Origin of the sequence: Aeromonas sp. 2MA4, from assembly GCF_029237305.1 — a bacterium.
Classification (GTDB): domain Bacteria; phylum Pseudomonadota; class Gammaproteobacteria; order Enterobacterales; family Aeromonadaceae; genus Aeromonas; species Aeromonas salmonicida.
In genome coordinates this window covers 21,521-32,242 of the sequence record NZ_JAACFY010000030.1, presented here as the reverse complement: position 1 = coordinate 32,242, position 10,722 = coordinate 21,521, and the positions used below count along the sequence as shown (strand labels likewise).

Here is a 10,722-nt window from a genome sequence, read left to right as displayed (position 1 = left end):
GCGCAACGGGCAGAACACCTGCAACCGTGGCTGCATGAGTACAACTGGCATCGTCCTCATGCAAGTCTGGGCTATAAGCCCCCCATCAGTCGTCTTCAATCTGTGAACAACCTGGTGGGTTTACACACCTAGATAACCCCCAGTTCCCGCAGTCGCTCCATCAGGTAGCTGTGGGCGGTATGACGCTCGGAGAGCACCACATCCGGCCGCGGGTGAAGGAACAGCGGCAGGGAGATACGGGACTTGCTGGCGCTGCCGCCGGTCGGGTTGATGACGCGGTGGGTGGTGGAGGGGTAGTAGCCGCGAGAGGCCTCCTGCAGCATGTCGCCGATGTTGATGATGAGGGTGCCAAAATCGCAGGGCACATCCATCCACTCCCCATCGGCTCCCTTCACCTGCAGGCCCGGCTCGTTGGCGGCAGGCAGTATAGTCAGCAGGTTGATGTCTTCATGGGCGGCGGCGCGGATGGCACCCGGCGCTTCGGTGCCGTCGAACGGCGGATAGTGCAGCACCCGCAGCAGTGTCTTCTGGCTCTCTTCAATCATGGAAGAGAGCGGGCAGCTGTAGTGAGCGGCGATGTCGCTCGGGGTGTATTGCTCCACCCAGCCCAGCAGCTCGGCGGCCAGATCGTTGGCGAGGCGATAGTACTCCATCGCCTGCTCCCTGAGCGCTTCCGGCATCTGGCCCCAGGGATAGAGGTGGAAGTACTCCTTGATGTCCTTCTGGCTGTGACCCTTGGCCACCTCGGACACAGACGGCGGGAAGTAGCCGTCCTGGGTCTCGCGGTTGAACAGGAAATCCTGCTTCTGTTCGCTCATGAAGAAGCGATACCAGTTGTCATAGATGGACTGCACCAGCTCTTTCGGGATGGGGTGGTGGGTCAATACCCCGAAGCCCGTGGTACGCAGGGATTCGGTGAAGCGCTGCGCCGCATCGGGCGAGCGGTAATCGACGGTCAGGACTTTCATTGTTTTTGTTACGCGCCAGTTAAAAGATGGCGCAGTTTACCTCGCCCATGACCACAAGGAAAGTGAGCCGCCCCTCCCGCCCCAGCCTGTCGCAAATAGTGACAAAAACGTCAAAAAACGGCGCCAGCCAAGACCCGAGATCCTCCCTTGTCCTGACCCTGCATCCTCACTAGAATGCCTCCATCATCCACGCTGGAGCCCGTTTATGTCCCCCAAGATCCTGTTGCTGACCCTGCCTTTTCTGCTCGCCGGTTGCAGCTCGCTGTCGGAAGAGGAGTGCCGTGCCATGAGCTGGTACAACCTGGGCTATCAGGATGGGGAGCAGGGCAAGACCCGTCAGGCGACCCGTGACTATGTATCGACCTGTGGCGAATACGGCCTCAAGGTGGATGAAGCCGAGTGGAAACGAGGCTATGCCAAGGGGCTGGAGCTCTACTGCATTCCTGAACTGGCCTACAGCAAGGCCAAGTCAGGTCATGAGTATCTGGGTGTCTGTCCCAACGATGCCAGCTTCCTCACCCAGTACGATCGCGGTCGCAAGGAGTACCTGCTGGAGAAGCAGCTCAGCGAGATCAAGAGCGACTTGCAGCAGACAGAACGGGATATCGAACAGCTGGAGCGCCAGATCCGCAACGAGAACGACAGCAAGCAGCGCGACTACTACCGCGCCCAGCGCGAGCGGGCCATCCGTCATTACGAGGGACTACGCCGAGACTACAACCGGATCCGCTTCCCTGATCGGGTAATCCAGTTCTCTTTCGGCAATTAAGACTCGGGCTGCACCGAGTACAGCCGGCACCTCCTCCCGGCCCGGGTGATCCCCTTCTCTTTCGGGCATGAATGCGAAAAGAACAGGCCATCCGGGCTATTTCCCGGCCTGGATGGCCCTTTTCCTCTGGCCGCGGATCCTTACGAGGGCAGCACCCAGCGCTGCAACGCCAGCGCGATCCCGTCTTCGTTGTGATCGGCGGTCACCAGGTCGGCATGGGCCTGCACATGGGCGGCGGCATTGCCCATGGCAACCGCCAGCCCCACCTGCTCGAACATGCTGATGTCGTTGTTGTTGTCACCAAACGCCACCACGTTTTCCATCGCAATCCCCTCGCTCTCGGCCCACAGGGCCAGCCGGTTGCCCTTGCTGCACCCCGGTTGCACCAGCTCCACCGCATAAGGCGCCGCCCAGTCACGGGTAAAGGGCATGGCCTCGACCACCTCCCCCATGAACTGATGCAGCAGGGCAGGATCCTGGTTGAACAGCTCCAGCTTCCAGATCGGATTTTTCAGCCAGCTCACCAGATCGTCCGCAGGCAGCAGGGAGATCTTGAGATGATCCGGCTGGTTTGCCGACCAGTGGCGCATCCGGGTGATGTGATCCTCGCAGCCGATATAGCCGATCCCTTCGCTAAGGTGGAACAGGGCCCCCATCTGCTGCGCCTCGACCTGAACCAACAGCTCGGTGAGCGGGGCCACCGCCAGCGGGTCCCCCGCCAGGATCCTCTCCTGCGCCGGATCATAGAGGTAGGCACCGTTGCTGCAGATGATGGGGGTATCGAGGGCCAGCTCGTGATGGAAGGGGCGCGCCGTCATGAAGTGGCGGCCCGTCACCAGCAACACCTTGATGCCGTGGGCCCGCGCCTGGGCCAGCGCCGCTCGGGTCGCAGACGAGATCTTGTGATCCCGGGTCAGCAGGGTACCATCCATATCCAGCGCGATGGCCTTGTACTCACTCATAGCTCCTCCAGCCTCAAACAAATCAGCAAAGAGCCTTACCGTCCCAGAGCCGGCGCCCCGATGCAAGCCCTGTCAGGGACCGGGCCCCCAATCTGTGATCTGACCGGGGCACACTGCAGGTCCCTCCCGTCCACGGCTCCTCAACCCGGCTCGGCACAGCTCGCCAGACGCTGGCGTCGATCGGCCCGTTTGCGCAGACCGTAGAAACCGATGGCACAAACCACACCTGAGAGCGCAGCCAGATAGAAGGGCCACTCTGTGCCCGCCAGCAATGCCAGACTGCCCACTACGACCGCCAGGATTGAGCCGGCCACATTCAGCCCACGGTAGAGCCCCATCGCCTGCCCCTGCTGCTCAGCATGGCTGCGATTGGAGATGGCCACTGAAATGGCCAGCACCCCCAGGCTCATGCCGATGCCAGCCGGGATAAAGGTGAGCGTCAATCCCCACCAGTGGCTGGGCAGGATAAAGAGCAACATGCCCGCCGCCATCAACAGATGACCGACGACCCCCAGGCTGCTGCCGCGCCAGTGGTGAGCGAACCTAGCACCTAGCCAGGAGCCCGCCATCATCGGAAGGCTCACCAGTACCGAGGCCTGCGCCAACTGGGCCGGATCCCAGGCCAGCCGTTCCACCAGCCAGACGTTGAAATAGGTGAAATAGAGCTGCACAGCGCCGTAGCTGAGCAGGGTCAGCACGAAATAGGGCAACAGAGCCGGTTGCAGCAAGAGCTGACGAGAAGAGAGCGACGGCGCCTGCTGGCTGGGAGAAACCGGGGCCTTATTGGGCAACAACCAGAGCACCAGCAACAGGTTGACCAGGGTCATGGCCACCGCCAGCCAGGCGGCCAGACTGTAATCCCCCGATACCACGGCCGCATAACCTCCTATCATCGGCCCTACTACCCAGCCCAGGTTCATGCCTATGTTGATCCAGGCGAAGTTGCGGGTCTTGGTCTTGGTGGTGCTCATGTCAGCCGCCATCGCCTGCACTATGGCGATGTTGCCATTGAAGAATCCCTCCACCACCCGACTCAGCAACAACAGTGGCAAGGATCGCCAGACGATCCCCAACGCCATCAGGGCATACCCTGCCAGCACGCCGATCAGACAGAGCATCAGGATCGGTTTACGGCCGTGGCGGTCCGAGAGTCTGCCCAGCCTGGGGGATCCCACCAGTTGAAACAGCGGGTAGAGCCCCATGATGACCCCCAGCCACACCTTGCGACTCCAGTCAGACGCCTGTGGTGTCAGCATGCCCTGCGCCGGATCCAGCATCAGTGGCGCCAGCACGGGCGAGGGCAGGCTGAAGCCCGCTATAGCCAGTATCACCGTCATCACCAATACCCAGAGGGTCGCCTGCCCCTTGATCCCTTCCATGTCAGCCTCATTAAATAAAGTTATTGGTTTATTTATACTGAGCAAGGTGCATTATTAAGTAAAGTGAATTGTTGATTTAAAAGCGGCCGCTATCCATAATGACCCCATGAACATCCGTACTGACAAGATCCTCCTCCGATATCCTGGATCCTTGGCGTACCTGTCGATAACGGGAAGCCCTCAATGAACACCTGCACCGACAAGATCCTGTTCCTGCTCAAAATGCCATAGCTCCCCCAGAGCGCACCTGCCGATAACGAGAGCCATCGAATGAACGCCAGCACCGACAAGATACTGTTTCTGCTCAAGAGCCACGGCCCCCAGAGCGCAGCCGCGCTGGGGGAGCAGTTGCAGATGACCTCCATGGGCGCTCGCCAACATCTGATCGCGCTGGAATCCGACGGCTGGGTGGGTTTTAGCGATGAAGCCCGCGGCCGTGGCCGCCCCGTGCGCCTGTGGCATCTGACCGAACAGGCCTGGCAGCGCTTCCCCGATACCCACAGCGAACTGACCTTGCAGCTTATCGACAATATCCAGCAGCTGTTTGGCGAGGTGGGCATGGAGCGACTGATCCAGCAGCGTGAGCAGCAACAGCTGGGCCGTTATCAGGCACAGCTGACCCAGCCTGCGCTGGCAGACAGGCTGGCCACGCTGAAAAAGCAGCGCACGCGAGAGGGCTATATGGCAGATATGCGCCAGGAGGAGGACGGCAGCTGGTTGCTATGGGAGAGCCACTGCCCCATCTGCGCCGCAGCGCGGGCCTGTCGGGGGTTTTGTCGCAGCGAGCTGGAGATGTTTCGCCAGTTGCTGGCACCGGCCAGGGTGGAGCGGGAACAATACCTGCTGGACGGGGATCACCGCTGCCTCTACCGCATCACGCCGCCGAATCCTTGATCGCCGAATGCCAGAAACAACAAAGCAGGCGCCGGGATGCCTGCTTTGTTGCCTTCGGGGAGGAGGTGCTCTCGTTCCAGCCCGTCGTTTCCCGATAAGGTCGGACGGCTGATGGGGTGTGTGACCCGGTAAGGTCCTTCACCACAGAGACCGGGTTGGGTATCTGTCTTGCCACCGGAAGATGCAACCATAGTATCCCTCCCGGTGCAGTGAGTGGTTGCGAAGTAGCATGTATTTTCAGTTGTTTTTGCAATAGTTCACCCTTAATCTAGTAAAAGTGAATTAATAATTGCAACGAGGAACGGAGAATGCTGAAACTTGATCGCATAGACAGGCATATTCTGGAGTTGATGCAGGAGAATGGCCGCATCAGCAACCTGGAGCTGGCCGAACTGGTCGGGCTCTCCCCCTCCCCCTGCTCCCGCCGGGTCAAGGCGCTGGAGGATGCCGGTCTCATCGATACCCACGTCACCCTGCTCAACGCCCGCCAGCTGGGGCTCACCCTCACCGCTTATATCCATATCTCCATGGACAGACACACGCCGGAACGGTTCGAGAACTTCGACAAGGCCATCAAGGAGCTGCCCGAAGTGCTGGAGTGTGACCTCATCACGGGCAACGATGCCGACTATCAGCTCAAGGTAGTGGTGCGGGACATGGAACACTACCAGCACTTCCTGCTGGACAAGCTGACCCATATTCAAGGGGTGACCGGGGTGCGTTCCAGCTTCGTGCTGCGCCGCATCAAGCACAAGACGGCACTGCCGCTGAACCATTTGGGGTAAGGGATCAGCATGCTGCCATGTGTCCACCTCGACACGCGAGGTGAGGCGGATTGGAGCATGAGAGACCCCTGACGAAGAGAGGAGGCCCCGGGGCCTCCTCTCTTTATTGATTGCTATCTATTGGCGCTCGCTCATGTCGCGACCCAGTGCCCTGATACCGGGTCTGATCAGACCACGACCTGGCTGACATCCTGCACCTGCAGCAGCCAACCAGCCTGCTCCTGCTGGGGCTCACCGCTCACCCGCAATCGCTCACCGGTTGGTATCCACTGCCCCTCGGGCAGGGAGACCAGCAGACTCTCGCTGCCATTGTCGAACAGCCAGCGATCTTCCCCCAGCGACTCTATCAGATAACCTTCCATCTCCACTCTGGACTCGGCTTGCCAGGAAGGCGCAACGGAATCACGGCTCTCGATGAAATCCCCCTGAACACCAAAACTGGCTAGCCCCCACAGAATGGAGAGCCCGACCAAAGATGTTTGCATCTTGTCCCTCCTCTTTTGGAACTGTGGAGCCAGTATGGGAAGAGAAGCGTGAGCACACCATGAACAAGGTGGCAAAGTGCAGGCGAGATCGCGAAAAAAACCGGCCAATGGGCCGGTTGTGTCATTTTATGGCGCCGAGATCACACTATTTGGCGGCTTCCTCTGCCATCCGGGCCGCTCTTGGCTTATTCGTCCACATGGCAACGCCTCTATGATCTGCGCAGATCCCCTCTTCGATCACGGCACGTACCCGGGTGCCATCCTTGCAGATGGCCTGCCAGGCATCGGCATCATCGATCGCCATCGAAGGAGAGCGAGAACCTGTGCTGCAGGCGGTCAGCAACAGTACAAACAGGGGCAACAGGGGCAACAGGATTTTCATGGGGTGGATCCTCAAGCTGTATGGGTCGGCCGAACTCAGCGCCCCAGCTGCGCCGAAATGCGATCGCAGAGCTGCTTGAGCTGGGCCAGTTCAGCATCGGCCAGATCCACCTGATTGCGCAAGTTGTCTGCCAGGCAACACGCTTTGACCTCCCGTTGCAGCTGGCGCCCCGCTTCGGTCAGGCAGATGCATTTTTGCCGCTCGTCCTCGCTGGAGACGGTGCGGGTCAGCCAACCCTTGCTCTCCAGCCGCTTGACTATGGGGGTCAGAGTGCCCGCATCCAGCCCAGTCTCCTGACCAATCTCCTTGAGGCTGACCTCATCCCGCGCCCACAGCGACAACATCACCAGATACTGGGTATAGGTCAGGTCCAATTTGTCCAGCAGCGGCCGATAGGCGCGCATCACGGCGTTGGAGGCGCTGTAGAGGGCAAAACAGACCTGCTTTTTCAATTCACTCATGGGGGCACCTCATTGGCAAGTGGGGCCAGTATACCCCAGCAAGGTGGAGGGAAAAATGATTTGCACACAAAACAGTTGCCAACCTTCGCTTTCAGGACTAGTCTAATTTTACTTTGCACGCAAAACAAATCAGAGCACCCGACATGAAGACACTCTATCGCACCCAGGCCATCGCCCAGGCAGGCCGCAACGGCGAAGTTCACACCCTGGACAACAGCCTGCAACTGGCACTGGCCCTGCCAACCGCCCTCGGCGGCAACGGCAAGGGCAACAATCCGGAGCAACTGCTGGCCGCTGGCTACGCCGCCTGTTTCTCCAACGCCCTGATCCACGTGGCCCAGAAACTCGGCACGCCCATCACCAGCGCGCCGGTCACGGCCAGCGTCGAGTTGCTGGCACTGGCCGATGGCCGCTTCAACTTTGCCATCACGCTGGACGTGGCGCTCGCCGCAGCGCAGCCTGAACAGACGGCGCAGGCCGAGCAGCTAGTGCGGCTGGCCCACCAGACCTGCCCCTTCTCAAATGCCATGCGGGGCAATGTCGTCACCCGCCTGCGGCTAAACGATATCGAACTGGAGGAAAAACAATGAGTCTGCTCAGTCATCAAATCCAGCTGCTGCGCCGCCCGGTCGGTATGCCCAGTCAGGACGATTTCATCCAGGCCGAGGTCGCGCTGCCCGAGTTACAGGAAGGGGAAGTGCTGATCGCCAACCAATGGCTGTCAGTGGACCCCTACATGCGCGGTCGCATGACAGAGGCCAAGAGCTATGTACCGCCCTTTGCCCTGCAAAGTGCGCTCGATGGCGGTGCCATCGGCACTGTGCAGGACTCGCGCCATCCCGACTTTGCTGTTGGTGATCGGGTGAGCAGCATGCTGGGCTGGCGCGATAGACTGGTCGCCAAGGCCGATCAGCTGACTCGCCTGCCCGACACAACACTGCCAGCCCAGTTATTCTTGGGAGCCCTCGGCATGCCGGGCATGACCGCCTGGGTCGGGCTCAACCGCATCGCCAAGCTGCAAGCCGGCGAAACCGTGCTGGTGTCGGCGGCCTCAGGCGCGGTCGGATCCATGGTGGTGCAACTCGCCAAGCGGGCGGGGGCCAGAGTGATCGGTTCCACCGGCTCGGCCGACAAGGTCGCCTACCTCAAGACGCTGGGGGCTGACGAGGTGATCAACTACCGTGAAACCCCGGATCTCGACGCCGAGCTGACGCGACTCGCCCCGGAAGGCATCAACGTCTACTTCGAGAACGTGGGCGGCGCCATGCTGGATGCCGCCCTCAACAACATGGCGGTACACGGTCGCATAGTGCTGTGTGGACTCATTGAGCAGTACAACAGCAAGGGCGAGGCGAGCGGCCCGCGCAACCTCTCTCAGGTGATCCGCAAACGCCTCACCATGCAGGGGCTTATCGTGTCTGATCACTGGCAGCACTACGGCGAGTTTCTGGCCGAGGTGATCCCGGCATTCGAGGCCGGTGCACTGCAAGCCGAGGAGACCATCTATCAGGGGCTGGCCAGCATGCCGCAGGCCTTCATCGGTCTGTTCGAAGGACGCAATACCGGCAAGATGCTGGTCAAGCTGGACTAAGTCACCGGACTGAACCATCACACAGCCAGCAACTTGCATGACGGGCCCAACCGACCTAAGGTGGGCCCGTTTTTTATGGTGCAATCCCGTTTCGACAAGGAGCCTCGCATATGTCCGCTCTCTACCCCCGCGTCAGTGGTCGATGACAGTGTTATCTTGACCAACCCGTTTGTCCCACATAACCACAGTAAGGAGCCTCGCATATGTCCACTCTCTATCCCCGCGTCGGTGGTCGATGACAGTGTTATCTTGACCAACCCGTTTGTCCCACCTAATCACGCAAGGAGCCTCGTATATGTCTACTCTCTACCCCCGCGTCGGTGTCGGCGTTATCCTGACCAACAGTCAGGGCCAGGTGCTGCTTGGCAAGCGCAAGGGCAGCCATGCCCCCTACTGGTCCATCGCAGGCGGCCATCTGGAACTGGGGGAGAGCTTCGAGTCAGCGGCGATCCGGGAAGTGGCGGAGGAGACAGGCTTCGTCATCACGGCGCCCAGCGTCATCGCCGTCACCAACAACCTGGAGACCTGGCGCGAGAGCGGGTTGCACTACATCTCCGTCACCCTGCTGGCACGGGTGGAAGGCGAGCCACAACTGCTGGAGCCGGAAAAATGCGAGGGCTGGATATGGTGTGATCCCCGCAACCTGCCAGAGCCCCACTTCGATGCCAGTCGCCAATCGATAGCCTGCTGGCTGGCCGGTCGTTGCTATCTGCCACAACCAGGCCAGCCGACAGAGTGACCATGGCCTGCCATCAGCCCCCTGATTTGTCATAAAAAAGTCACCACTTTGTCATATCATCCCAACCGGCTCGACAAGGACAACAAGGGAGTGATGACATGGGGCAGGTATTCATTCAATTTCTATGGCTGGGCTGTGTCAGCTTCGGTGGGCCCGCCGCCCATATCGGCTATTTCCAGCGCACCTTCGTCGAGCGACTGGGCTGGCTGAGTCAGGCCGAGTTTGCCCAGCTGCTGGCCCTGTGCCAATTGCTGCCGGGCCCCGCGTCCAGCCAGCTCGGCTTTGCCATCGGGCGCCACAGGGCCGGCCTGACGGGGGCGCTGGCCGCCTTTGTCGGCTTTACCCTGCCCTCGTTCCTGCTGTTGCTGGCCGCCGCCATCGGTCTGGGACAGCTGACCGCCAATGTATGGCTTGAGGCCGCCCTGCACGGCCTCAAGCTGTTGGCACTGGTGGTGGTGGCGGATGCGGTGCTCACCATGAGCCGACAGTTCTGCAAGACACAGTTGCAACAAGGCGTCATGGTGGCCACCGCCGCAGTACTCTGGTGGCAACCCGGGCTCTTGACCCAGCTAGGCCTCTTGCTCGGTGCCGCCCTGCTCTGTGCCCGGTTCAGTGCGCAGCAACCGGCAACGCCGATCTCATCGCAGCCTCCCCCCCCTGTCGCCCACCCGCCCCACTGGCCTGCCTTGCTCCTCTTTGCGCTGCTCTTTATCGGCCTGCCACTGCTGGCTCACGGCTCCGTCAGCCGCCTTGTCGCAGATTTCTATCAGGCGGGCAGCCTGGTATTCGGTGGCGGCCACGTGGTGCTGCCCCTGTTGCAGGAGAGCGTGGGCCATACCCTCACTCAACAACAGTTCCTGACCGGCTACAGTCTGGCCCAGCTGGTACCCGGCCCCATGTTCACACTGGCAAGCTACCTTGGTGCCCAGTTGCTGCCAACGACACCACTGCTTGGCGCCCTGCTGGCGACCCTGGCGCTGTTCCTGCCGGGCTTTCTGCTGCTGTGGGCCCTGGGGCCAAGCTGGCAGCGCTGGCTGGCCCGCCCCCGGCTGGCAGGTGCAGTGACAGGGATCAACGCCGCCGTGGTGGGACTGCTGCTGGCCGCCCTCTACCAGCCGGTATGGCTGGGCGCCGTGCAGGCCCCGAGCGATCTCGCACTCGCCGCCATCGGCTTCTATCTGTTGCGCGTCTTGAAGCTGCCCATTCTGGCCCTTGCGGGACTGCTGGTGGGCGCCGCCATGCTGCTGGCCTGATGCCGCGATTTGAGTAAACTGGAAGGCCCCGTCAGGGGCCTTTCTTATTCATGT

General features: G+C 60.9%; 14 protein-coding genes. 8 read left to right on the top strand and 6 right to left on the bottom strand.

Annotated features, from left to right (window positions below):
• On the top strand, positions 1–132 hold a 132-nt coding region (locus tag GWQ31_RS21155), incomplete at its 5' end, for an integrase core domain-containing protein (protein WP_265462392.1).
• On the opposite strand, the gene GWQ31_RS21150 is transcribed toward GWQ31_RS21155, so the two are convergent.
• Positions 129–968: a 2OG-Fe(II) oxygenase family protein gene (locus GWQ31_RS21150; RefSeq protein ID WP_155603040.1), complete on the bottom strand. Its 840-nt coding sequence runs from the start codon at positions 966–968 to the stop codon at positions 129–131. The two genes, GWQ31_RS21155 and GWQ31_RS21150, sit on opposite strands and share 4 nt — an antisense overlap.
• A 205-nt stretch (positions 969–1,173) precedes the next feature.
• Here GWQ31_RS21150 and GWQ31_RS21145 point away from each other — a divergent pair, with 205 nt between their 5' ends.
• On the top strand, positions 1,174–1,737 hold the full coding sequence (locus GWQ31_RS21145) for a DUF2799 domain-containing protein (protein ID WP_005318675.1): 564 nt from the start codon (positions 1,174–1,176) through the stop codon (positions 1,735–1,737).
• Positions 1,738–1,877: 140 nt separating this feature from the next.
• Here GWQ31_RS21145 and GWQ31_RS21140 read toward each other — a convergent pair whose 3' ends face one another.
• Together GWQ31_RS21140 and GWQ31_RS21135 are read right to left on the bottom strand one after the other, a co-directional pair.
• Entirely contained in the window at positions 1,878–2,699 is an 822-nt protein-coding gene (locus GWQ31_RS21140; protein ID WP_275910215.1) for a Cof-type HAD-IIB family hydrolase, read from the bottom strand.
• Positions 2,700–2,839: 140 nt separating this feature from the next.
• Positions 2,840–4,078 (bottom strand): MFS transporter, encoded by a 1,239-nt coding sequence (locus GWQ31_RS21135; RefSeq protein WP_275910214.1) that lies wholly within the window; start codon positions 4,076–4,078, stop codon positions 2,840–2,842.
• Positions 4,079–4,348: 270 nt separating this feature from the next.
• On the opposite strand from GWQ31_RS21135, the gene GWQ31_RS21130 reads away from it, so the two are divergent.
• Positions 4,349–4,972 carry a metalloregulator ArsR/SmtB family transcription factor gene (locus GWQ31_RS21130; RefSeq protein ID WP_265463129.1) on the top strand — a complete coding sequence of 208 codons (624 nt, stop codon included), beginning with the start codon at positions 4,349–4,351 and terminating at the stop codon, positions 4,970–4,972.
• 308 nt (positions 4,973–5,280) lie between these two features.
• On the top strand, positions 5,281–5,757 hold the full coding sequence (locus GWQ31_RS21125) for an Lrp/AsnC family transcriptional regulator (RefSeq protein WP_042865581.1): 477 nt from the start codon (positions 5,281–5,283) through the stop codon (positions 5,755–5,757).
• Between the two features lie 167 nt (positions 5,758–5,924).
• Here GWQ31_RS21125 and GWQ31_RS21120 read toward each other — a convergent pair whose 3' ends face one another.
• From GWQ31_RS21120 to GWQ31_RS21110, 3 genes are all read right to left on the bottom strand, one after another.
• Complete coding sequence (locus GWQ31_RS21120; RefSeq protein ID WP_275910213.1) at positions 5,925–6,242, bottom strand: hypothetical protein; 318 nt, start codon at positions 6,240–6,242, stop codon at positions 5,925–5,927.
• Positions 6,243–6,387: 145 nt separating this feature from the next.
• On the bottom strand, positions 6,388–6,624 hold the full coding sequence (locus GWQ31_RS21115) for a hypothetical protein (protein ID WP_275910212.1): 237 nt from the start codon (positions 6,622–6,624) through the stop codon (positions 6,388–6,390).
• 35 nt (positions 6,625–6,659) lie between these two features.
• The gene (locus tag GWQ31_RS21110; RefSeq protein ID WP_005318661.1) at positions 6,660–7,085 is read right to left on the bottom strand and encodes a MarR family transcriptional regulator; all 426 of its coding nucleotides are present in this window, start codon (positions 7,083–7,085) and stop codon (positions 6,660–6,662) included.
• 143 nt (positions 7,086–7,228) lie between these two features.
• Between GWQ31_RS21110 and GWQ31_RS21105 the strand changes: the two genes are divergently transcribed.
• The 4 genes from GWQ31_RS21105 to chrA all read left to right on the top strand — a co-directional run bounded on the left by GWQ31_RS21105 (position 7,229) and on the right by chrA (position 10,668).
• Entirely contained in the window at positions 7,229–7,675 is a 447-nt protein-coding gene (locus tag GWQ31_RS21105; protein WP_275910211.1) for an organic hydroperoxide resistance protein, read from the top strand.
• Positions 7,672–8,676, top strand: a complete 1,005-nt coding sequence (locus tag GWQ31_RS21100; protein ID WP_275910210.1) for an NADP-dependent oxidoreductase — start codon at positions 7,672–7,674, stop codon at positions 8,674–8,676. The genes GWQ31_RS21105 and GWQ31_RS21100 overlap by 4 nt, the downstream gene beginning before the upstream one ends.
• 295 nt (positions 8,677–8,971) lie before the next feature.
• Positions 8,972–9,415 carry an NUDIX hydrolase gene (locus GWQ31_RS21095; protein WP_017411818.1) on the top strand — a complete coding sequence of 148 codons (444 nt, stop codon included), beginning with the start codon at positions 8,972–8,974 and terminating at the stop codon, positions 9,413–9,415.
• A 98-nt stretch (positions 9,416–9,513) separates the two neighbouring features.
• Positions 9,514–10,668, top strand: coding sequence for a chromate efflux transporter (gene chrA / locus GWQ31_RS21090; protein ID WP_275910209.1), 1,155 nt, complete (start codon positions 9,514–9,516; stop codon positions 10,666–10,668).
• Positions 10,669–10,722 lie beyond the last annotated feature (54 nt).